Annotated in this window: 21 protein-coding genes and 2 pseudogenes; 9 read left to right on the top strand and 14 right to left on the bottom strand. The window is 69.6% G+C overall.

Annotated elements, in window-relative coordinates:
• Window positions 1-1,311: 1,311 nt before the first annotated feature.
• Window positions 1,312-1,899: a DinB family protein gene (locus tag P1P75_RS09980; RefSeq protein ID WP_319253678.1), complete on the top strand. Its 588-nt coding sequence runs from the start codon at window positions 1,312-1,314 to the stop codon at window positions 1,897-1,899.
• 35 nt (window positions 1,900-1,934) lie between these two features.
• On the opposite strand, the pseudogene P1P75_RS09975 reads toward P1P75_RS09980, so the two are convergent.
• Both P1P75_RS09975 and P1P75_RS09970 read right to left on the bottom strand, forming a co-directional pair.
• Window positions 1,935-2,129: pseudogene (locus P1P75_RS09975) on the bottom strand (DDE endonuclease); the annotation flags it as partial.
• Window positions 2,130-2,234: 105 nt separating this feature from the next.
• On the bottom strand, window positions 2,235-2,915 hold the full coding sequence (locus tag P1P75_RS09970) for a response regulator transcription factor (RefSeq protein ID WP_319253676.1): 681 nt from the start codon (window positions 2,913-2,915) through the stop codon (window positions 2,235-2,237).
• 212 nt (window positions 2,916-3,127) lie between these two features.
• Between P1P75_RS09970 and P1P75_RS09965 the strand changes: the two are divergent.
• Window positions 3,128-4,329: pseudogene (locus tag P1P75_RS09965) on the top strand (IS110 family transposase).
• A 5-nt stretch (window positions 4,330-4,334) separates the two neighbouring features.
• Here P1P75_RS09965 and P1P75_RS09960 read toward each other — a convergent pair.
• Complete coding sequence (locus P1P75_RS09960) at window positions 4,335-5,447, bottom strand: histidine kinase (RefSeq protein ID WP_319253674.1); 1,113 nt, start codon at window positions 5,445-5,447, stop codon at window positions 4,335-4,337.
• Between the two features lie 182 nt (window positions 5,448-5,629).
• Between P1P75_RS09960 and P1P75_RS09955 the strand changes: the two genes are divergently transcribed.
• The 5 genes from P1P75_RS09955 to P1P75_RS09935 all read left to right on the top strand — a co-directional run bounded on the left by P1P75_RS09955 (window position 5,630) and on the right by P1P75_RS09935 (window position 9,143).
• A complete protein-coding gene (locus P1P75_RS09955; protein ID WP_319253672.1) occupies window positions 5,630-6,271 on the top strand; it encodes a hypothetical protein in 642 nt (213 codons plus the stop codon).
• Window positions 6,264-6,809, top strand: coding sequence for a hypothetical protein (locus P1P75_RS09950; RefSeq protein ID WP_319253670.1), 546 nt, complete (start codon window positions 6,264-6,266; stop codon window positions 6,807-6,809). Before P1P75_RS09955 ends, P1P75_RS09950 begins: the two co-directional genes overlap by 8 nt.
• Window positions 6,810-6,847: 38 nt before the next feature.
• On the top strand, window positions 6,848-7,753 hold the full coding sequence (locus P1P75_RS09945; RefSeq protein WP_319253668.1) for a hypothetical protein: 906 nt from the start codon (window positions 6,848-6,850) through the stop codon (window positions 7,751-7,753).
• Window position 7,754: 1 nt separating this feature from the next.
• A complete protein-coding gene (locus P1P75_RS09940) occupies window positions 7,755-8,447 on the top strand; it encodes a hypothetical protein (protein WP_319253666.1) in 693 nt (230 codons plus the stop codon).
• A 168-nt stretch (window positions 8,448-8,615) separates the two neighbouring features.
• Window positions 8,616-9,143 (top strand): peptidoglycan-binding domain-containing protein, encoded by a 528-nt coding sequence (locus P1P75_RS09935; protein WP_319253664.1) that lies wholly within the window; start codon window positions 8,616-8,618, stop codon window positions 9,141-9,143.
• Between the two features lie 478 nt (window positions 9,144-9,621).
• On the opposite strand, the gene P1P75_RS09930 is transcribed toward P1P75_RS09935, so the two are convergent.
• The 6 genes from P1P75_RS09930 to P1P75_RS09905 all read right to left on the bottom strand — a co-directional run bounded on the left by P1P75_RS09930 (window position 9,622) and on the right by P1P75_RS09905 (window position 16,599).
• Window positions 9,622-10,536, bottom strand: a complete 915-nt coding sequence (locus P1P75_RS09930; RefSeq protein ID WP_319253662.1) for a hypothetical protein — start codon at window positions 10,534-10,536, stop codon at window positions 9,622-9,624.
• A 538-nt stretch (window positions 10,537-11,074) separates the two neighbouring features.
• Window positions 11,075-11,470, bottom strand: coding sequence for a hypothetical protein (locus P1P75_RS09925; protein ID WP_319253660.1), 396 nt, complete (start codon window positions 11,468-11,470; stop codon window positions 11,075-11,077).
• A gap of 282 nt (window positions 11,471-11,752) precedes the next feature.
• Window positions 11,753-13,195: a GH1 family beta-glucosidase gene (locus P1P75_RS09920; protein ID WP_319253657.1), complete on the bottom strand. Its 1,443-nt coding sequence runs from the start codon at window positions 13,193-13,195 to the stop codon at window positions 11,753-11,755.
• A 78-nt stretch (window positions 13,196-13,273) separates the two neighbouring features.
• Complete coding sequence (locus P1P75_RS09915) at window positions 13,274-14,197, bottom strand: carbohydrate ABC transporter permease (protein ID WP_319253655.1); 924 nt, start codon at window positions 14,195-14,197, stop codon at window positions 13,274-13,276.
• A 12-nt stretch (window positions 14,198-14,209) separates the two neighbouring features.
• Complete coding sequence (locus P1P75_RS09910) at window positions 14,210-15,196, bottom strand: sugar ABC transporter permease (RefSeq protein ID WP_319253653.1); 987 nt, start codon at window positions 15,194-15,196, stop codon at window positions 14,210-14,212.
• Between the two features lie 89 nt (window positions 15,197-15,285).
• Window positions 15,286-16,599 carry an extracellular solute-binding protein gene (locus P1P75_RS09905; protein ID WP_319253651.1) on the bottom strand — a complete coding sequence of 438 codons (1,314 nt, stop codon included), beginning with the start codon at window positions 16,597-16,599 and terminating at the stop codon, window positions 15,286-15,288.
• A 297-nt stretch (window positions 16,600-16,896) separates the two neighbouring features.
• On the opposite strand from P1P75_RS09905, the gene P1P75_RS09900 reads away from it, so the two are divergent.
• Window positions 16,897-17,910: a LacI family DNA-binding transcriptional regulator gene (locus tag P1P75_RS09900; RefSeq protein WP_319253649.1), complete on the top strand. Its 1,014-nt coding sequence runs from the start codon at window positions 16,897-16,899 to the stop codon at window positions 17,908-17,910.
• A gap of 544 nt (window positions 17,911-18,454) precedes the next feature.
• Here the strand turns inward: P1P75_RS09900 and P1P75_RS09895 are convergent.
• A complete protein-coding gene (locus P1P75_RS09895; protein WP_319253647.1) occupies window positions 18,455-19,345 on the bottom strand; it encodes an aldo/keto reductase in 891 nt (296 codons plus the stop codon).
• A 48-nt stretch (window positions 19,346-19,393) separates the two neighbouring features.
• Window positions 19,394-19,549, bottom strand: coding sequence for a hypothetical protein (locus P1P75_RS41985; RefSeq protein WP_369076333.1), 156 nt, complete (start codon window positions 19,547-19,549; stop codon window positions 19,394-19,396).
• Between P1P75_RS41985 and P1P75_RS41980 the strand changes: the two genes are divergently transcribed.
• Window positions 19,524-19,667, top strand: a complete 144-nt coding sequence (locus P1P75_RS41980) for a hypothetical protein (RefSeq protein ID WP_369076332.1) — start codon at window positions 19,524-19,526, stop codon at window positions 19,665-19,667. The genes P1P75_RS41985 and P1P75_RS41980 overlap by 26 nt on opposite strands.
• Before the next feature lie 195 nt (window positions 19,668-19,862).
• Here the strand turns inward: P1P75_RS41980 and P1P75_RS09885 are convergent, their stop codons facing one another.
• The 3 genes from P1P75_RS09885 to P1P75_RS09875 all read right to left on the bottom strand — a co-directional run bounded on the left by P1P75_RS09885 (window position 19,863) and on the right by P1P75_RS09875 (window position 21,395).
• Window positions 19,863-20,333: an SHOCT domain-containing protein gene (locus P1P75_RS09885; RefSeq protein ID WP_319253643.1), complete on the bottom strand. Its 471-nt coding sequence runs from the start codon at window positions 20,331-20,333 to the stop codon at window positions 19,863-19,865.
• 146 nt (window positions 20,334-20,479) lie between these two features.
• Window positions 20,480-20,641 (bottom strand): hypothetical protein, encoded by a 162-nt coding sequence (locus P1P75_RS09880; RefSeq protein WP_319253641.1) that lies wholly within the window; start codon window positions 20,639-20,641, stop codon window positions 20,480-20,482.
• A 94-nt stretch (window positions 20,642-20,735) separates the two neighbouring features.
• The gene (locus P1P75_RS09875) at window positions 20,736-21,395 is read right to left on the bottom strand and encodes a DUF308 domain-containing protein (RefSeq protein ID WP_319253639.1); all 660 of its coding nucleotides are present in this window, start codon (window positions 21,393-21,395) and stop codon (window positions 20,736-20,738) included.

The following is a 21,395-nucleotide window of genomic DNA, read 5'->3' as shown; positions in this document are numbered from 1 at the left end:
ACGACGGACTGGGTGAGGAGGTAGTCCGCGGGGGTCTGGATCTCGCGCACGAAGGCGTTGATGACCGTGGGGTTGATGCCGCGGAGGAGGACCTCAAGCCTTCCCCCCGTCCGTCCAGGGATCACTGGACGTGGCGATGATGGCCTCGGCTCCTCCGTCGCCCATGCACGCCATGGCGGCCGACGGCACAGCCACCGCGCTGATCGCCAGGACGGCGACGGTTATGGGCCGGCGGCGCGTCTTCCTGCGGTGCTTCCGGTGGTTCCTCATGCGGACCTCGTTCGGTCGACTCTCCTGACGCCTCCGGCTGGCTCGGTCTCGCACAGACACTGCGCTTGACCTGCGGGGACGCCCTGCGGGCCGTCATTGTTAAAAGCCGCGTGAGGACACGGCAACGGGGGCCACCACTACCTCGCCTAGTAGACGAGGGCGCCCCTTGAATCCGGGCCGGGATTGTGCCGGGCCGCCGCGCCGGACGCCGACGGCGCCTCACACTCCGTCAGAAGGACGGCACGGGCGGCTCAGCGGCACGAGACCGGTGACCCGGGCCGATGATCCCGGCCGAAGTGCCGCGTATGCCTGCTTCCATAGACCAGATCCACCTATGTCGGCCACACGCCACGTACTATCGCGGCACGTTGATGGGGGCCGGGCACGTGAGGGATGTCACTGAGTTTCCCCACAACCCTGCCGGTGCCCGACGTGCGGGGCTGTGCGGTCAGGCATCGGTGACCGTGCGCAGGAGCGCGGAAGGGAGCCCCGGCCTCCTCGTCGCCGACGGTCGGCCGGGGTGAAGACGCCGGGCCATTCACCCTGGGACGTCTCCGGCTCGCTGAGCGGTGTGGAGGTATCCACGGATTCGGCGGGGTTGTGCCACAGCGTGTGCGTAGTAGTCGCCGCTGGTTCGTTGCGATGCGGAACCCGACCGCGGCACGGCGTCGTGATTGATCACGCGATTGATGCCCGCGCCATTGGCATTGCAGTGTCCGGTGTCGGTGAACGCGGCGATCTGATCACTGCAATGCGGTGCATCTGGACGCCCACCGGGATTCCGGCGGTCCACTCCGGCGTCCGAACGGACCAAGTTGCCGACGGAGCAGAGGCCAGAGTGCGTCGTCCGGACGGCCGACCAGGAAAAAGGAGTGGAACAGAACCAGGCCGGGACGACCTGCGAGTTTCGTGCATTCAACCCTGGCGGCACCAGTTCCTGCCAGGTGGTGGCACGGGCGAAGCGGCGGACGGTGTTGCGGGACAGGCTCAGTTCGTAGGGGATCTTGAGACCACGAGCAGCCCATGGCAGGCTCCTGCCGCATGATCGATGAATTCGCGAAAGACAACCTGCACCGGAGACTGCAACGGGACCGCGAGGCGCTGCTCTGGAAACTCGACGGCTTGGCCGAATACGACGCCCGCCGACCTTTGACAGCGACCGGGACCAACCTCCTCGGCCTGGTCAAGCACGTGGCCACCGTCGAGGCCAGGTACTTCGGCGAGGTCTTCGACCGCCCTTCCCCGGAACCGCTGCCCCGGTGGCAGGACTACAACGGCAGCGATCAGTGGGCGGCCGAGGACGAGACCCGCGACCAGATCGTCGGGTTCTACCGGCGCACGTGGGAACACTCCGACGCGACGATCAACGAGCTTGCCCTCGACGCCCCCGGCCACGTGCCGTGGTGGCCGGAGCCTTATCCCAACACGAACCTGTTCGCCATCATGGTCCATGTCCTCGGCGAGTCCATCCGGCATGCCGGGCACGCCGATATCCTGCGCGAGGGCCTCGACGGCCGGACCGGGGTGCGCGCCGAGAACGAGCAGCAGATCGACGAGGAAGCCCGTGCAGCCCACTGCGCGAAGGTCGAGCAGGCTGCCAGGTCGGCCGCGCCGATCCAGGGTGACTGACCTTGTGGGATCAGCTTCGGGTGGTCTGGGGTCGGGGGCAGTCCTGCCTGGGTGAGGCAGGCAAGGCAGCCGTCGATCAGTTCGGGGTGGCGCTGGATGTGGGCGAGGCCTCGCCGGAGAGTGTGGGTGAGGTGGTCGGGATCGGCGAATGCGGTGTTGATCACCCGTCCTCGCTGCAACAGGGACCAGATGCCTTCCACCGGATTCAAGGCCGGGCTGCAGCAAGGTAGTTGGGGATCTGAGCCAGTCGTGGCCGACTGCGTGCGCGACGCGCCGTCCATGGGTGCGATGGGTGTTCAGATGGGTCGACGGCCCGGACGCCTCGCGCCTTCGCCCTACTCTCGTGGGACTGGACCGGCCAGTCCGTTCTCCCAGGCCCAGGCGGCGATACCCACCCGGTTACGGGCCTTCAGCTTCGCCTGGACGTTAGCGACGTGGGTCTTGGCGGTGCCCGCCGAGATGAAGAGCTTCTCGCCGATCTCGGCGTTGGTGAGGCCCTCGGCGACCAGCCGGGCGATCTCGTCCTCCCGGGCGGTGAGAGGCGACAGGGCCGTGGGCGCTGCCGGGGCGGGGGCAGGGGCGAGGGTCTGGAGCAGCCGGACCGTGATCTGGGGGCTGATGAGGATGTCCCCGGCCATCGCCGCCCTGACCCCCTCGATCAGCAGCCCGGGACCCGAGCGCTTCAGCAGGAATCCGCAGGCGCCGTCGTGCAGTGCCGTGCGTACGTAGTCGTCGTGGTCAAAGGTGGTGACGACGAGGACACGCATCGGGTCGGGTACGCCGGGGCCCGCGAGGCGCCGGGTGAGTTCGAGGCCGTCCAGGCCCGGCATCCGGATGTCGGCGAGGACCAGGTCGGGGCGCAGGGTGCGGGCGAGCTCGATGGCGGTGAGGCCGTCCGCCGCCTCGCCGACCACGGTCATGTCGGGCTGCGAGCCCAGGATCAGGCGGAAGCCGCTGCGTACGTCCTCCTGGTCGTCGGCGATCAGGATGCGGGTCGGACCGAGGGGCGTCGTCATGGGCTCTCCGTAAGTTGTTAGGCGGCCCGGGAGGGCCGGGTGTGGCTTATGGGTTCTTGCCTTCAGTGGCTTCGAAGGAGTGGCCGCCCGGCTCTCCGGGGCGCCCTGGCTGCTGATTGAGATGTGCGCGCTTCGTGCGGTCGCTGATTACGGAGATGACAGCGGGGTGTTCCTCGGGCCGACGGCATGCCGTGCGGAACGAGGAGGGGCACGTGAGCAAGCGGAAAGACCAGGTCTGGGCCGGTGTCGATGCCGGTAAAGGCCACCACTGGGCGGCCGTGGTCGACGAGACCGGCGCCACGCTGTGGTCGAAGAAGGTCGACAACGACGAGTCGGCGATCCTGACCGCGCTCGGCGAGATCCTCGACCTGGCGGACCAGGTCCACTGGGCGGTGGACATCTCCGGGACGTCCTCCGCGCTGCTGCTGGCCCTGCTCGCGGCCCACGACAGCAGGCCGTCTACGTGCCCGGTCGCACGGTCAACCGCATGTCGGGCGCCTACCGGGGCGAGGCCAAGACCGACGCGCGTGACGCCTACGTCATCGCCGAAACCTCCCGCCAGCGCCGGGACTTCGCCGCCATCGACGTGCCCGCCCAGCTGGCCGCCGACCTCGCCTTGCTGACCGCCCACCGCGCCGACCTGGTGGCCGACCGGGTGCGAATGATCAACCGCCTGCGTGACGTACTGACCGGCGTCTTCCCCGCACTGGAGCGGGCCTTCGACTACTCGGCCCACAAGGGCGCGCTGATCCTTCTGACCGGCTACCAGACCCCGGCCGCCATACGCCGCCGCGGCCGGGCCCGGCTGACGGCCTGGCTGGCCAACCGCAGCGTCCGGGGCGCCGACGCGGTCGCCGCGATAGCACTGGAAGCCGCTCAAGCCCAGCAGACCGCGCTGCCCGGTGAAGATGTCGCCGCGCAGATCGTCGCCGACCTGGCGTCTCAGATCCTGGATCTGGACGACCGGCTGAAGCGGATCGACAAGCAGATCCGGGAGACGTTCCGCAGCCACCCGCAGGCGGAGATCATCGAGTCCCTGCCCGGCATGGGCCCGATACTCGGGGCTGAGTTCGTCGTCGCCGCGGGCGACCTGGCCGCCTACGCGGACGCCGGCCATCTGGCTTCGGCGGCCGGGCTCGTGCCCGTGCCACGTGACTCCGGTCGGCGCACCGGCAACCTGCACCGGCCCAAGCGCTACAGCCGACGGCTGCGTCGGGTGTTCTACATGTCCGCGCAGACCAGCATCATCCGCGAGGGCCCGAACCGGGACTTCTACCTCAAGAAGCGTGGCCAGGGCTGCAAGCACGTCCAGGCCGTCATCGCTCTGGCCCGCCGACGGGCGAGTGTCTTGTGGGCCCTGCTGCGTGACGGACGGGCGTTCACCTCCGCCTCGCCGGTCACGCAGGCGGCTTGACTTCGTCATTGAGACTCTTTCGGGAGTGCGACAGGCAGGACGGCGGTGAGCTGCCAGCCGCCCTCGCCGTGCGGCCCCGCCGAGAGGGTTCCGCCGAGGGCCTGGGCGTGCTCGGTGAGAGCGGGGAGGCCGAGGCCGCCCCGGGAGCCGCGGCGGCGGGCCGGGGCGGGGCGGGCACCGCGGTCGTTGGTGACCCGGATCTCCACAGTGGTGGCCGTGGGGGTGAACGCGACGGTGGCGCGGGAGGCGTCGGGGGCGTGCCGGCGGATGTTGGTCAGCGCCTCGACGACGATGCGGTACGCGGCAGAGCCCGCCTCGCGGGAGAGCGCCTCCGTGACCAGGGAAGGTAGGTCGAGATGCGCCTCGGTGGCGCCCGCCGAGGTGAAGTTCTCTATCAGCAACGGCAGTTGGGACACATCGGGGAGCGGCTCGGTGGTGGGTGCCTCCGGACCGTGCAGCATCTGCACGGTCCGGTCCATCGCGGCCAGGGCGCTCAGGCCCGCCTTCTCGATGCGTTCCAGGGCGAGCACCGCCCGGGAGGGGTCGGTGGCGGCGACGAAGCGGGCCGCCTGGGCCTGGACAACGATCCCGCTGATGTCATGGGCGACGAAGTCGTGCAGGTCGCGGGAGAGCTGAAGACGCTGGGCGCTGCGGGCCTCGGCCACCGCGCTCCGGCGACGCTGTTCCTGGCGGCGGGGGTAGACGCCGGCCGCCACCGCGGCGGCTACGGGAAGCAGCCAGAAGGTGGCGATTCCGATGGATTCCAGGAAGGACTCACCGGTGACCAGCGGCAGCGGCCAGAGGGTCACCGCGAGGGCGGCCAGCGGGAGGGCCGACTTGAGTTCGCGCAGGGGCGACCAGCGGGTGACCACGGCCACGAGGAGGAGCAGGACGGCGGTCTCCGCCAGCTTCCAGCCGGAGCCGAAACCTGCCTTCGGCAGGGCGAAGCTGGTGGTCAAGGAGAGGACCGCGCAGACCGCGGTCGGGCGGGCGAGGCGGCCGAGCCGCTGACGAACCGCGGCACGGGGGCCGCCGACGGGCCACGCCAGCGTGCCCGCGGCCGCGAGCGACGGCAGAGCGCCAATCACCGTGACGGCCGGGCCGGTTGATTCCCACATGGTGATCAGCGTACGGGTGTGCGATATGGCGGGGCTCTCTGCCGAACGGCATAGAAGGGCCGGGCGGCGGCGCGATCTTTGTGCCGATCGGCGGATGGGACGGCGGGGGTGCCGGAGGTGAAGCTTGAGCCGTTCAACCGACCACGGCAACACAAACACCCTCCAGGACACGGGAGTTCATCATGCGCGACACCGCAATCGGCGCTACGGCAGCCGTCGCCGTCCTCGCCGGACTGGTCGCTGCCGGGCCCGCTCCTGCGGCCCCGGCTGCGTCCGTCGAGAAGAAGCCGGCGAAGACCGCGAGCGTCCATGGGGATGCGCGCATCTCCTACATAGAGTCGATCGACGACGACATCCGCTTCACCATCCATGCCGAACAGACGCCGTTCACCCGGCCGGTGCCCCCCAACGCCCCCGAGGGACTGCCCACGGATGCCCGGGGCACGCTGAAGTTCTCCCACACCCCCCGGGGCGGAGCCACGGGGTGGGCGGAGGCCCGGGTGGACTGCCTGGTCACCAGCGGGCGGACGGCGACCCTGACCGCGGTCGTGACGAAGTCGAATGTCGAGGAGGTCGGCGCCCGGCTGGGCATCAGCGTCCAGCAGGGCGGCAAGGGCGAGCCGGACCGGCTCGGCTTCTCCTGGGGGGTGGTGAACGTCGACCCGGGGAACGTCGATGAGAACGGCTGGCCCGTAAGGCCGCAGGCCGGTTCGTGCATGGCCCCCGCACCGTTCACGACCGTGATCAGGGGCGGCTTCAAGGTGGTCCACGCCGAGATCACCAAGTCTCCCGCGCAGTCCGAGGCGGCGATCCGCCGTGGCTGACACCCTGGTCGCCGGGACGCCCGTCACGGCCGCACCCCAAGTCCCCCGTTCCGTCCGCCTGGCGGCGCACGCCGCCGCGCTGACGCTGGTGCCGTCCGGGCTTTGGCGCATCGCCATCGCCCTGGGTTGGGACTCCGGATTCACCGACGAGTTCCTTGGCCCGGGAAACTTCCCCGGCGCCGGGTCCTTCTACCTCATCGGCCTCAGCGTGCTGGCCGAGGTACTCGGACTGCTCACCCTGGGCCTGGTCCACAGATGGGGCGAGGAATTCCCGCACTGGGTGCCGGCCCTGGGCGGCCGGGGAATCCCCGTCATGGCGGCGGTGATCCCCGCCTCGCTCGGTGCGGCTCTCGTCACCCTCATCACGGTCACCGGCGCGTTCGCCTGGAACGACGCGGACAACATGGGTGCCGCCGGATCCCCCGATGAGGGCCACTACTGGCTGATGACCGCCTGCTATCTCCCCCTGCTGGCCTGGGGTCCGCTGCTCACGGTGGTCACGGCGGCCTACTACCGCCGCCGACGTCGGGGTCGCTGAGTCCCGCCGTCCGCAGTCCTGAAACATGCGCTCGAGCCGTGCTCCGGAGGAGCGGCGACGCAGGCGTGTGGCGCCTCGACGCCACGGACACTGCCGACCTGGGCCTGCGGAATTACATCGACCACGTGAAGCGCATCGAGGGCGCCATCTCCGCCATGGGCGACGGACCTCCCCGCCACGCGGTGATCGACAACACTCTCGCCTTCCTGCGCTGGGCCGAACCCAATTACCACGACGTGAAATGGGACGCCATCCTCGGCGCCATCTGGAAGGAGGTCCTGGATGCCTGCGCGGCCGCGGGCATCGAGCCCGGCGACAGGCGCAAGTACTACGATCCGCGGGCGAACCACGACATCACCCTCGCGCACTTCGGTGCCGCCGCCGAGGGCCACTACTCCCGCCCGGGCAGCGGGACCGACGCGACCGTGGGAGAAGGCTGCGGATGGGCGGGTGACATCCTCAACGCCTATACGCAGTGGCGTGACAACCATCGCTCGATGTCCGGCGAGGACTTCTGCGTCCAGGTCGTCGGATCCGCCACGGTGGAATCCCGGTTCAGCAGTGACAACCTCGTCGCCGACGTCGACGCCTACAACCTCTCCCAGTATCTGCACGGCACGGACGGCGAGAACGGCGGCAACGGGGACGACAGACTGCTGTCCGACGCCCTGTTCACGTATCACTTCTGGGATGGACCGAACCGCTCCGCGAAGCGGTTCACCCACTTCTACGAGACCCGGTTCGGCGGCAGCGCGAGCACGTTCCGGTCGACCGTGCGGAACATCCTGCTGGATTTCGAGTTCTTCTCCGCATTCGACTTCGGCAAGAGGTTCTTCCTGCCCGAGGACGAAGGCCAGTGGCCGGAGAACATTCCCTCGGGCGAACTCGCCTCGTTCGTCGAGGGAATGCACACCGTCTTCACCCGACGTATGGAAGGGGAATAGCGTGCGCAGCACCATCACGCGCCGGGGCGCCCTCGTCGCCGGAGCCGCCACCGCCGTGGCCGTCTGGACCACCCAGGCCGGCCCGGCTGCCGCCGCCCCGGGCGCCGCCTTGAACAGGCAGAGCGCCAAGTGGATCCGGGACAGATCCGTGAACGGCTGGCCCATCACCCCCGACGCCGTCAGCACCCACCTCGTGGAGGGCTCGAGAGCCTCCGTGGACCTGCGTAACGGCACGGCGGCAACCGTCCTCCTGCACGTAGCGCGTCGCTGGCACTACGAGATCGCCCCACTCGACAACGGCCAGGGCGGCGGCATCAGCGGCCACACCACGAGGCGGACCGTCGCCGCGGAGTTCGAATCGACCTACCTCTCCGGCACCGGACTCTGCCTCCACCCTGCCGCCTACCCCCTCGGCGGCTCCGAGGAGCTGTGGCCCCACCACGAACTGATCGTGCGGGACATCCTCCTGGACTGCGAAGGCACGGTCGTATGGGGCGGCGACCTCGATCCCGTGAAGCGGTCGCACTTCCACATCGCCGCCGGGCCGGACAGCGACACTCTCGCCCGCGTCGCCGAACGGCTGTCCCCGCTGCCCGGCATCGGGCGGACCCGCGGACCGGGGGCGGTCCGAGACCCGGCCCATCCCTCCAGGCATGTCAAGGCCCGCCGACTTGAACGCACCCAGAACAGCTGAAGCGGGGCCTGGGGAACCTCGAACAATGCAGGGTCTCCCAGGGGTCACTTCGGGCAATCCTGTGCGTGGCAAGCACAACCAGCTGATCCGATCCGAGGGGGACACATGAACAGAGGGTGGAAGCTTGGGCTCGTCGCGCTGAGCGCGGCGATGGCGACCGTACTTCCCATGAGCTCGGCGCAGGCGGCCTACGCGGGCAACTCCGGTTCCTACGGGACCACGTTCGTCGACGGCGACGGCGCCCTCACCGACGACTTCGGCGACCACTTCGAGGAGCTCGGCAACTCGCTGTGCTACGGCTGCGGGGAGTCGTCGAACACCGACATCGTCGTGCTCTGGCAGGCCATCCTGGTCGCCGAGCACTACCTGGACTTCCAGGACGTCGACGGGGACTTCGGGTCCAGGACCAAGGCAGCCACCATCAAGTGGCAGCAGAGCCGCGGGCTCGCCGCCGACGGCATGGTCGGGGACGCCACCTGGAGCAAGGCCGACGACCGGCTCGCCTGGGTCGGCTCGACCGTGCGCTACAAGAGCGCCGGCCTCTTCGGGTTCGTGGAACTCCACCGGGGCGACACCACCAAGTCCCAGGACGGCGGCGCCTACCACTTCCACAAGGTCATGCAGGGTGACGGCGTCCATGTCTACGACAGCACCGGCACCCGCATCTTCCACCGCGTGAAGACCATCAGTTACTGACGGCCCGCGCGCAGCGCGCGCCACGTCCGCGGGCCGACGATTTTCGTCCGCGTCCGGACCCGCCTGCTTCTGGAAGGCGACGACGGCTCCGTGCGTCATGGGGCCGAAGTCGCCGTCCACTTCGCGCACTTCGGTGATGCCGTGCAGGTACCGCAGCAGGCACTGGAGTTCACGGACCTGGCTGCCGACGTCGCCTCGCTGGAGGGTGAAGTCCCAGGTGCCGTTCTCGCCCGCCGTGTAGCCACGGCCGTACCTCTCGTCCTCGTACACCGTGGGCTTCTCGCAGCTGGGCGGTGCCGATGCGGCGGCCGGGGCCTCGTCCCGGAGGCTGTAGGTCACGGTCGCGGCGCTCAGCAGGCCGCCGCCACGAGCGCGCCGACCAGTGCGGGGCGTCGCCGCCGGAGGGCGAAGGCGTGCCGGGCGGGGCGAGCGGCCGGTGCCCGCGGCGTCCTCCACGCGGCACAGGTGCGTCGGGTATTCAGCCCGTGGGAGTCAGTTCTGCCGCCTGCTGCGGCTGCTCCTCCATGTGCGCAGTGGGCCCGCCGAACCATGCCACTGCGACCGCGCCTGCCACCGCCAGGACGAAGCCGAGTATCGCCATCCAGGCGAGACCAGCCCGTGAGGCGTCGCCGAGCCACAGCACACCGATCGCGCCGGGCAGCACGGTCTCGCCCACGACCAGGGCCGCCGTGGCCCCGTTGACCGAACCGATCTGCAAGGCGACGGTGTGCAGGTACATCCCACCTGCGCCGGCCGTCACGATCGCGTACAGGGCGGGATCCGTCAGAACGGCGGCCGGATCGAAGGGGGAGACGCCGTTCAGGACGCGGACGCCCACGCCGAGCGCACCGAAACCGAGTCCGGACAGCAGTCCGGCAAGAATCGCGGCGCGGGGACCGAGGAGGCGTACCGCGAGCGTGCCGCCCGCCATCAGAGCAAGCGAGATCGCCAGGAGCCACCAGTGCGTGGCGATCGGGATGCCGTGTCCACTTCCCTCCTCCCCCGCCGCCGTCGCGAGCAGAACGAGCGCCGCGCAGACCACGCCGATGGACGTCCACTCGGCGCGAGTCAGCCGGATACGCAGGAGCCTGACGCTCAGCACGGCGGTGACGATCAGGTTGGCGCTGATCACGGCTTGCGAGAGGAACAGGGGCAGTAGCCGAGCAGCCAGCGCACCCAGTGCGAAGCCCACGAGATCCAGGACCGTACCGAGGACGAATTCCCAGGTCATCGCGGCCTTCGCGGTGGAGGAGAGGCTGGGCCCCCCGAACTGGGTGCTGGCTGTGGTGGCCGCAGCGCTCCGCGCGGACCTGCGGGACCCGATGGCTTGCAGGACGGAGCCTGTGCCGTAACAGACGGATGCCGCAACGGCGGTCAGCAGGCCGATCAACACTTTTCGCTCCGTTCCCGATGGGCACCGACTCAGCGCCATCTCGGTTGACGAGACGGCTTATGGCCATGGAGCGTTGCCTCGCCGTCAGCTTCGCCGCCCGCCGTTCCGCAACCGGGGGGCGGCGCGATGGGGGGACGTCATGCCGTCGGCACGGTCAGCACCTGGGGGAGGGAACGCGCCTGAGCCGACACCGACGACCCACCCCGCCCCGACTCCTGCCGCTCCGCGCCGCTGTGAGGTACGCCCATGCCGCTGTCGCACGCCCACATCCGCACCGCCGTCGAGACCTGCCTCGCTCGCCATCCTCACGAGCGACCGCGACTCGGCGGCCTTCTGGATGCCCTCGACCGTCCCACCGACATCGCCAGCCGCTCCCCCTTCAGGACGATCGAACTCGTCCACGTCGGCCCTGGGGCTCGTCGCCGAGGCCACGTGGACCCGCCCGGTCCGGGAGACAACGCGCGCCCTGGCCGCGGGCAGGCGGCCTTCGCTGCGGCGACGCCCGGCAGTGCGAGCGGCGAGCGCCGCGGCGCCTGGGTCAGGCAGAGACGAAGGCTTCCTCGGGGGCTTCGTCGAGGACGAACCCGTTGTCGAGCCGGACGCGGACCGTGACGCGGAGCGTGCGTCGCTGGTAGGCGGCCCACTGCTCTTCCAGGCCCCCTACCTGCTCCTCCAGCTGTCTTCTGCTCTCCGGCGGCATCTGGTGGCCGAAGTCGTCGAGGAGCGACTTGAGGCGCAGGTACTCACGGACCTCGTGGCTCTGCTGCCGGTGATGCTCGTCCACCCGCTCGACAGTGCCCTCGATGCCTGCCGCCAGGGCCACAGAAGCAGCGGACGCGGCCCACTCCTGCGCAGGTTCCCCGGCTGGGGTCACCGACCCGGCCAACCGGAGGTCCGCCGCCAGCCGCACCCGTTGGCCCACGTTCAGCGTCATCGATCCTTCGTCTTCCTCGTCGGTCACCGGCGATCCGGCAGACATGGCGTCGCCAGGCGTACCGGAGAGGAGGAGATCATCCCACCCTCGCCTCCGCTCCCGACACGGTCGAAGCCCGTCTGCCATCGCCCGCGCACCGCGCGACGGGCGAAGAGGAGCCCGAGACGGCCGGTCGGACCTGGCGAGCGCGGGCTTGGTGAACGTCGAAGACGAAGTGAGCGGGTGTCGGCGCGGGCAACGGCGTGCTGGGCCGGGCACCGCCGGGGCGTCCACCCCGCCCGGTCAGGCACTGGGCAGGATTCCGGTGCGCGCGACGCCGGAGTACCAGCGGGCACTGGCCTTGGGGATGCGGTTTCCGGTCGGGTAGTCGACGTAGACGGCTCCGAAGCGCTTGCTGTAGCCGTGCGCCCACTCGAAGTTGTCCAGCAGCGACCACAGGAAGTAGCCGCGCACGTCGGTGCCGTCCGCGATGGCCTGGTGGACGGCGGCCAGATGGCCTCGCAGGTAGGCGATGCGGGCGGGGTCGTTGACATGGCCGCTGGGGTCGGCGTAGTCGTCGAAGGCGGCGCCGTTCTCGGTGATGACCAGCGGCAGTTCGGGGAAATCGGACGCCAGGCGGCGCAGGAGGTCGTAGAGGCCGCTGGGGTCCACGGCCCAGCCCATGGCGGTGGTGTCGCCCGGGGGCTGGTGGAAGGCGACCTCGTCGGCGGCCGGCCACGGGCTGTGCGCGCTCCCCCCGTGCCCGTCCGATGTGTGGGTGCCGCTGCCGTCGGCCCGGGAGACGAGGGTGGGCGTGTAGTAGTTGACGCCGAGGAAGTCCAGCGGCTGACGGATCTGCTGGAGGTCGCCGTCGTGGACGAAGGACCAGTCGGTCAGCGGCGCGGTGTCCTTGAACAGGTCCTCCGGATAGGCGCCGCGCAGCATCGGTCCGGTGAAGACACGGTTGGCCAGCGCGTCGATGCGGCGGACCGCGTCGGCGTCGGCGTCGTTGCCCGTGAGAGGGCGGACGTGGTGGATGTTGAGGGTGACCGAGCACTGGGCCTGGGCGGGGATGCGGTCGCGCAGTGCCTGGACGGCCAGACCGTGGGCCAGGTTGAGGTGGTGGGCGGCGCGCAGGGCTGCGACCGGGTCGGTGCGGCCGGGGGCGTGCACGCCGGAACCGTAGCCGAGGAAGGCGCTGCACCAGGGCTCGTTGAGGGTGGTCCAGGTCTTCACCCGGTCACCCAGTGCGTCGGCGGCCAGGGCGGCGTACTCGGCGAACCGCTCGGCGGTGGCCCGCTGCGGCCAGCCGCCGGCGTCCTCCAGCTCCTGCGGCAGGTCCCAGTGGTAGAGGGTGGCGACGGGCTGGATGCCCTTGTCGAGCAGCTCGTCCACGAGCCGCCGGTAGAAGTCGAGCCCCTTCTGCACCGCGGGGCCGCGGCCGGTGGGCTGGATCCGGGGCCAGGCGAGGGAGAAACGGTAGGCGCCGATGCCGAGGTCGGCCATGAGGGCGACGTCCTCGCGCCAGCGATGGTAGTGACCGGTGGCGATGTCACCGGTGTCGCCGTTGCGGACCCGGCCCGGGGTGCGAGCGTAGGTGTCCCAGATGGACGGCGTGCGGCCGTCCTCCGCGGCGGCCCCCTCGATCTGGTACGAGGCGGTCGCGGAGCCCCAGAGGAAGCCCTTCGGGAAGCTGCGGGATGCGTCCGGGGCGGAAGGGGTCTGCTGCTGTGCTGCGGTGACCACGAAAGTCCTTTCACGACGGGGCTGTTCGCTGTTGGGTGGTGTGCGGGCGTCAGCTTGGGGACGGGGCAGGTGCGGCGGTCAGCCCTTGACGGCGCCCGCCATGATGCCGCTGACGATCTGGCGGCCGAAGACGATGAACATGGCCAGCAGCGGCAGCGTGCCGAGGAGCGCGCCCGCCATGATCAGGGACTGGTCCCGGACGTATCCGGCGCTGAGCTGTGTGAGGGCGACGGGCACCGTCGGGTTCGTCATGTCGAGCACCACGAAGGGCCAGAAGAAGTCGTTCCAGGCGTGCACGAACGTGATCATGAAGAGGACGGCCATCGCGGGGCGCGCCACGGGCAGCACGATGCTCCAGAAGATCCGCAGCGAGTGCGCACCGTCCACGCGGGCCGCCTCGACCAGCTCGTCAGGCAACGCCTCCGACAGGTACTGCCGCATGAAGAAGACGCCGACCGCGCTCACCAGAGTGGGGAAGATGACGGCGGGCAGCTCCTGCGACCAGCCCAGCTCCGACATCATCATGAACAGCGGTACGACACCGAGCTGTGGCGGCACCATCATGGTGCCGATCACCAGCATGAGCAGCACGTTGCGCCCCTTGAAGCGCAGTTTGGCGAAGGCGAACCCGGCCAGCGTCGCGAACATGACCGTGGACAGGGCGATGACGCCGGCCACGATCAGGCTGTTGATCATGGCCTTGCCCATCGCCGCCTCGTCCCAGGCGCGGGCGAGGTTGCTGAAGAGGTTCGGGCCGGGCAGGAACGGCGGCGGCGTCTGACTGACGCGGGTGTTGTCGGTCGAGGCGGCCACCATCGTCCAGTACAGGGGGAAGATCGACAGGATCGCGGTGACCGTCAGCAGGACGTAGGCGAGCGGACCGGCGTGGTGCTGGCGGCCGGCGCGCTGGCCCAGCAGCCGGCGGCCGCCGCGCGCGGCCGGCTTCTTGGTGGCGGTCCGGGCCGGCGTGTCCGTGCGGACCGGGAGGCTTTCTGTGGTCATGACGACTCCTGGTCAGGACGTGCGGGAGCGCAGGCGCTTGATGAGGCGCTGCGCGACGAAGACGACGACGAGCAGCAGGAACATCGCCCAGGCGACGGTCGCCGAACGGCCCATCTGGTAGTTCTTCCAGCCCTCCTCGTAGAGCAGCAGCCCCAGCGTCTGGTACTGGTTGTCCGCTCCCCCGGTCACTCCGTTGGGTCCCTGGCCGAAGATCAGTGGCTCGCCGAAGAGCTGCGTCGCGCCGATGGTGGAGAGCACGATGGTGAAGACGATGGTGGAGCGGATCCCCGGCACGGTGACGTGGGTGAACTGCTTCCAGCGCGAAGCGCCGTCGATGGCGGCGGCCTCGTAGCGATCGGCGGGGATGGCCTGCATGGCGGCCAGGTACAGCAGCGCGTTGTAGCCGGTCCAGCGCCAGATGACGATGGTGGAGATCGCGACCTGGGCGGGCCACTTGTCGGCCTCCCAGTTGACCGGGTCCATGCCGACCAGACCGAGCATCCAGTTGATCATGCCGAAGTCGCGTTCGAACAGCATGGTGAACACCAGGGCGGCGGCACCGACCGAGGTGGCGTAGGGGACGAGCGAGGCGATGCGGAAGAAGAGTGAGCCGCGCATCTTGTAGTTGAGCAGGTGGGCCAGACCGAGTGCCATCAGCAGTTGCGGCACCGTGGAGATGACGCCGATGGTGATGGTGTTCGCCGTGGCGTTCCAGAATCGGGCGTCGTTCCAGAGTTCGACGTAGTTGTCGAACGCCACCCACTCCATGACGTCGAGGGTGGCCAGTTCCACCCGGTGCAGGGAGATCCAGGAGGTGTAGAGGAGAGGGTAGAAGCTGAACGCGGCGAACACGACGAAGAACGGGGCGACGAACGCGTACGGCGCGCCCTTGACGTCGAGCCGGTGCAGCAGCGCGCCGAGCCGCGGACCGGCGCCTTCCCGGTCCGGCTGGGGGGACGGCCCCGCGCCGGCCTGGGCGTTGGGGGTGGAGGTGGCCACCGGTGTTCCTTCCTGAGAGCAGAGATGTGACCGGCCCCAGGGCCGCCGGTGATGTCGGGCGGGCCCTGGGCGGCCGGAAGGGCGTCGGGTCAGCCGACCGCCTTCTCGATGCGCTCCGCGGTGGTCTTCCATGCCTTGTCCCGCTTGGCGCCCTGCTGCTCGATCAGGGTCAGACCCTGCGAGAAGGTGTCCTTGATCGTGCCGTCCTTACGGCCGAGGACCTGCTTGTCCGGGATGTCCTGGGCCGCAGCGCCGAAGATCTTTCCTATCGGGGCGTTGTTGAAGTACTCGGAGGTGACGTTCTGAACCTCGGGGGTCTCCAGCGCCTTCTGCGAGGACGGGACGCTGCCCTGCTTCTTGAAGATGTGTGCCTGCTGCTCGGGCGCGGTCAGCCAGGCGACGAGCTTCTTGGCCTCCTCCTTCACCGGGCTCTGTTCGACCACGCCGAGGAAGGAGCCACCCCAGTTGGCGCCCTTGGGTGCCTTGGCGACGTCCCACTTGCCCTTGTTCGCCGGACCGGCCTTCTCGCCGATGTGGCCGAGCATCCAGGCCGGGCAGACGGCCGTGGCGAACGTACCGTTCGCCAGGCCCGGGTCCCAACCGGGCTGGAACTGGCGGAGCTTGGCGGTCAGATCGGCCTCCGCCGCGTCGGCGGCGAGGTTCCAGGCTTCCTTGACGGCCGGGTTGGTGTCGTAGATCAGGTCGCCCTTGGCGTTGTAGTACTGCTCGGGGTAGCCGTAGACCATGGCGTTGAACAGGCCGCTGGCCGCGTCCATGTACGCGACCTTGTCGCCCTTGAAGTCCTTCTTGAAGGTGCGGCCGACCTCCACGTACTTCTTCCAGTCGCCCGCCCACAGCTGGGCGACCTCCTCGCGGTCGGTGGGCAGGCCGGCCTGCTCGAAGTAGTCCTTGCGATAGCAGACGGCCATCGGGCCGATGTCGGTGCCCAGGCCGAGCACCTTGCCGTCCTCGGTGGTGATCTGGGACTGCTTCCACGGCAGGAAGTGGTCGGTGCCCGCCGCGTCGGAGAAGTCCGCGAACTTGCCGGACTGGGTGTCGACGATCTCCTTCGCCCGGCCGATCTCGATGCCCTGGATGTCCTTCAGTCCCTTGCCCGCGGCCAGCCGCGTCTGCAGGGCGGTGTAGTACGTCTGCTCGTCACCGGCCACCTCGGCCTTGATGTCGACGTTCGGGTTCTCCTTCTCGTACTGCTCGAGAAGGCCGGTCTCCTTGAAGCCCATCACCCCGAACATGCCCATGGTGATGGTGACCTTGCCGTCCTTCTTGCCGCCGCCCGTCGCCGAGTCGTCGCTGCCCCCGCAGCCGACGACGAGTGCGAGCGCACCGACGGCCGCGAGGGCCCCGACCGCTCTGGTGCGCGCGGACCTGTGGACAGTGCTCATGCTTTTCCTCCAAGCGACGGCGCTGACGCACCGGAGTGACGATCTGGGTGGGACTGAGGCGGCACAACAGGGGTGGGAACGTACCCACCACTGGGTGGGAACGTGCCCACCGGCGGTTGAGAGACTCGTGGCAGAGCGCGCGTATGTCAATGACTTGAAAACGATTCGTTCGCCGAACCTGGCGCCCGGCGTTCGCTTCGTGACCCCACAGGGTGCAGTCGCCGCCGCGGCGTCTGCCACAATTGCCGCTGGTCACGTCCGCGGCGCTGCCGTCGCGGTAGCCGCTCGGAGGAGCACATGACAGGGAATCGCCAGCCCACGATCAAAACGGTCGCCGCCCACGCCGGGGTAGGGCGGACCACGGTGTCCCGCGTCATCAACGGCTCGGACCTCGTCAGCGCGGACGCCCGCGAGCGGGTCCTGGCGGCGATCAAAGAACTGAACTACGTGCCCAACTCGGTAGCCCGAGGCCTGGTGACCAGCCGCACCGACTCGGTGGCCCTGGTGATCCCGGAGTCCGAGAGCCGGCTCGGCGCCGAACCGTTCTTCGCCGCTCTGATCCGCGGCGTGAGCGCGGCACTGGCCGAGACCGGCACCCAGTTGCAGCTGACGCTCGTCCGTGACCAGCTGGAGCGCGACCAGCTGACCGCGTCGGTGGCGACCCGCCGGGTCGACGGCGTCCTGCTGGTCTCGGTCCACGCGAACGACCGACTGCCAGGCATACTCGAGGAGATGGGACTCCCCACCGTGCTGGCGGGCCGCCGGGACGAGCGGGAAGGACTCAGCTACGTGGACTCCGACAACGCCGGGGGCGCCGCCGCGGCCGTTCGGCATCTGCTGGGCCGAGGCCGGTGCCGCATCGCCACCATCACCGGGGCACTCGACATGGACGTCGGCCGGAGCCGGCTCGCCGGCTGGCGCGACGCCCACCAGGAGGCGGGAATGCGAGCCGACGAATCCCTGGCGGAGCCCGGCGACTTCAGCGAGGAGGGGGGCCGTCGAGCGATGCGTTCGCTTCTTGAACGTGCGCCGGACCTGGACGCCGTGTTCGCCGCGTCGGACCTCATGGCCGTCGGCGCCCTGGCCGAACTGCGCCGCCAGAAGCGCCGGGTGCCCGGCGATGTCGCCGTCATCGGATTCGAGGACTCCGTCCTCGCCCGCCACACCGACCCCCCGCTGACCACCGTCCGTCAACCGGTCGAGGAACTCGGCCGGACCATGGCCCGGATCCTGACCGACATCACCCGGCACGGCGCAGACCGGCAACAGGTGACACTCCCGACCGAGTTGGTGGTGCGCGAGTCGTCGTGACGCCGCCATGACTCTGTCCCGCCGGCGACAGCATACGAACCGGTTGACCGGGTCACCGCCGGCCTCACGCCCGGCCATCACACGCCGAGCCGACACCCGCGCGGATGCAGGTTCCCGTTTCTGGTGGCGGGAGCCCCGTGGGGGTGGCCGCGCCACGGCCGGTACGCCACCGGGGCGGTTGCCCTCAGCAGTGCAGCGTGAACGACGCTTCCCCGTGGGTGCGGCCGTTGACCTGGAGCTGTACCAGATGAACACCCGGGTGGTAGCGCCGCGTGTGCTGATCGGCTTGAAAAAGTGTCTGCGCGTCGCGCGCCATGTCACACCGGGGGCCCGGGACCGCGTGGTGAGTGTGAAGATCTTGGGGGTGCGGGTCCCGTTGGCCTTCATGTGGAGGACGAACGACCTACGATCGCGCGCTGACGCCCGCCGACACACCCTGGTCAGGCCTCGAAGGCGGTGCCAGACTGGTCCTGGTGCCTGCCGCGTCTCCCCCGTCGTGGCAGGCACCACCGCGTCCGGACACCGCTGAACCGTCCTGGGTCGGTCAGTCGATCCAGAGCAGCATCGCGTCACCGGCGGACGCGGCACCCCGGAAGAACTCGCTCAGGGGCGTGAACAGGTCGCCTGCCCACTCCAACGAGTCCGACGAGTCCCAGATATCGGGGTAGATCTCGGCCTTGGTGAGTTCGGAAGGATCGACACCCTGGATGAGCTGGTCGTACGTGGTCCGCTGCAGGACCTCAGCGGCGAGCCGCACCCGGTCCGGGGTCAGGTATCGCGGCGGTTCGTAGCCCCAGTCGTCGGCGGCGAGAGTTTCCTCGCCATGGACGATGTCGACGGGGAAGGCCGAGCGTTTCAGGAGGAACCCGAGCATGTGCCACGTCTGGTGCGTGGTGAAGTGCCGCGCCTCGGCCGGCGCGGGTTCGCTGACCTGCGCGTCCTGAATCGCGGCAGCGAGGTCCCACGCCCATTCAGCATCGGTGAGGGCCCGATCCAGTTCCGCAGGTGTGACGCGCAGGTACTCCCCGTTCATACTCATGAGCGCCAGCCTACGGACCGGCTCCGGGCCGACGACCTGTCCCCGTGCTTGAGCGTCAGTCGGTCGACATGGCGGCCAGCATGGCGGCCGGGTAGCGGCTGCCCGCGGAACCTGGGGCAGGATCGTGATGTGCTCGAGGTCTGCGTCGGTGAGTTCGACGTCGACGGCACCGGTGTTCTCCTCCAGGCGCGCGGCGTTGCGGGTACCGGGGATCGGAACCACGTCGTCGCCCCGGGCGAGCAGCCGGGCCAGTGCGAGCTGTGCGGCGATGATGCCCTTGGCCGCGGCGAGCTTCTTGAGCTGCTGAGTGGCGCGCAGGTTGTAGGCGTAGTTCTCGCCCTGCCGGCGCTCGTGTCCAACATCTCCGATCGGTGGCGGCACCTCGCGCGCCCGCACGCCACCTCGATCTCCAGCCGCTGACGTTCCTCGCGTCGCCGCGCGGGTCTACTCGGCCTCGGACAGGTCGAAGAGGTTGTCGCGCTGGACCACACACAGGGCCCAGACGATGAAGCCCGAGAGGGCGATCATCACGACCGACCACACCGGGTAGTACGGCAGCGAAAGGAAGTTGGCGATGATGACGAGTCCGGCGATGACCACGCCGGACACGCGCGCCCACATGGAGACCTTGAGCAGCCCGATGCTCACGATGATGGCGAGCACGCCGAGGGAGAGGTGGATCCAACCCCAACTGGTCAGGTCGAACGCGAACGCGTAGTTGCGGGTCGTGACGAAGATGTCGTCCTCGGCGACAGCCATGATGCCCCGGAAGATGTCGAGCAGTCCGACGAGGAAGAGCATCACGGCCGCGAAGGCTGTCAGGCCGGCTGCCCACTCCTGCTTCGTCGTGTCAGCGGGCCGGGTATGTGTGGCGGTCATTTCGCGCCTCGCTTCGTGGTGTGCCGGCCGACGCTCAGCGGCTGGGAGTGCGGGCGGCGGTCGAACCGGCGGGGTTCGCGGCGCCGTGGCCGGCCAGGACCAGTTCCTTCGCCCTGCGGAACTCCTCGTCCGTGATGTCACCTCGGGCGCGGATCTCGGACAGCTTGCCGAGTTCGTCGGCGCTGCTCTGTCGGCCCGTGCCGCCCGCGGCCTCCCTGATGCGGTCGTCGAAGGCCTCCTGCTGTGCTCGGGCCTGCGCTATTTCCCGACGACCCATGTTCTTGCCGCGGGCGATCACGTAGACGAAGACGCCCAGGAAGGGCATCAGGACGGTGAACGCCAGCCAGCCGGCCTTCGCCCACCCGTTCATCTCGTCATCACGGAAGATGTCGAAGACGACGCGGAAGAGCAGGACGAACCACATGATCCAGAGGAAGAAGAGGAGCATGCTCCAGAACACGCTCAACATGGGGTAGTCGTACGCCAGATAGGTCTGCGCGCTCATATCTCTTCTCCGTCCCGGCGCTCGACGAGCCGCCGTCCCTTTTGTGCGTTGCCTCAGGGTGGACCCGGTCAGGGACCGATGGCCTCACCCGATGCGGGTGAATCTTCGGGCAGCGCCGCACGCGATCGACGCGCTCGTGCGGCAGGTCAGGGTTCGTTCTCGCAGACGGCGGGAGACGGCGGCGTCCGGCACCAGCTGCAGGAGGCGACGTACCGGCCGACGGCGAGTCCCGGAACGGCGGCGAGGAACACCGCGACCAGCAGGACCGGAAACGGGGGAGCCAGGCCCCAGCCGACCGAACTGGTCATGGCGACCGCCGCTCGGAATGACGGTGGGCGGTGGAGGGAGGCGACCCACCGATCCGATGTGTCCGCCGCGCCCGCCGGAACGGCGGGGTTGGTGTCAGGCCGTCCCGGCGGGGGCCCGCGCCTCCTTGGGGTGTGTCCTTCGCAGTGCGGCCCGCCACGCGAGAGCGACCATCGCCTCTCCCAGGCCGAGCAGGATGAGCCACAGGCCGAGCAGTCGGGTCAGGGCGCGGGCCGACTCGGCCGGCAGTGCGAGCACCACGACCCCCGCGACGATGCCGAGCACCGCGGCGCCCAGGACGACGCCACGGTGTGGCAGATCCTCGGCGGCGAGGCCCGTATAGAGGGTGAGGATGCCGGACACCAGCCAGACGGCCCCGACGATCAGTGAGAGCGCGTTGATCGTCTGCAGCGGGTTCCGCAGGCACAGCACTCCGGCGAGGATGTAGAGCACGGCCAGGAGTAGCCCAGGGAGCCGTTCGTGCCCGGTCCGTGCGAAGACGTCCACGAAGCGGAACGACCCGGTCACCAGCAGGTGCAGGCCGATGAGGACCGCCAGAACGTGCAGTGTCGCGTCCGGCCAGACCAGAACCAGTACGCCCAGTACCAGCGTCGCGACGGCCGACCCCAGAAGCCAGCCGCCCGAGCGGCCGAGCCGTCCCAGTGCCAGCGCGGGATCGTCCGTCGGACCAGGGGCCGCCCCGTCGGGCTCGTGTTCCTGTCCGCTGCCTGATGCCGGACTACGCGGCATGGTCAT

This window comes from Streptomyces sp. ID05-39B, from assembly GCF_033794725.1.
GTDB classification, from domain to species: Bacteria; Actinomycetota; Actinomycetes; order Streptomycetales; family Streptomycetaceae; genus Streptomyces; species Streptomyces bobili.
This window is presented reverse-complemented; position numbering and strand designations above follow the sequence as displayed.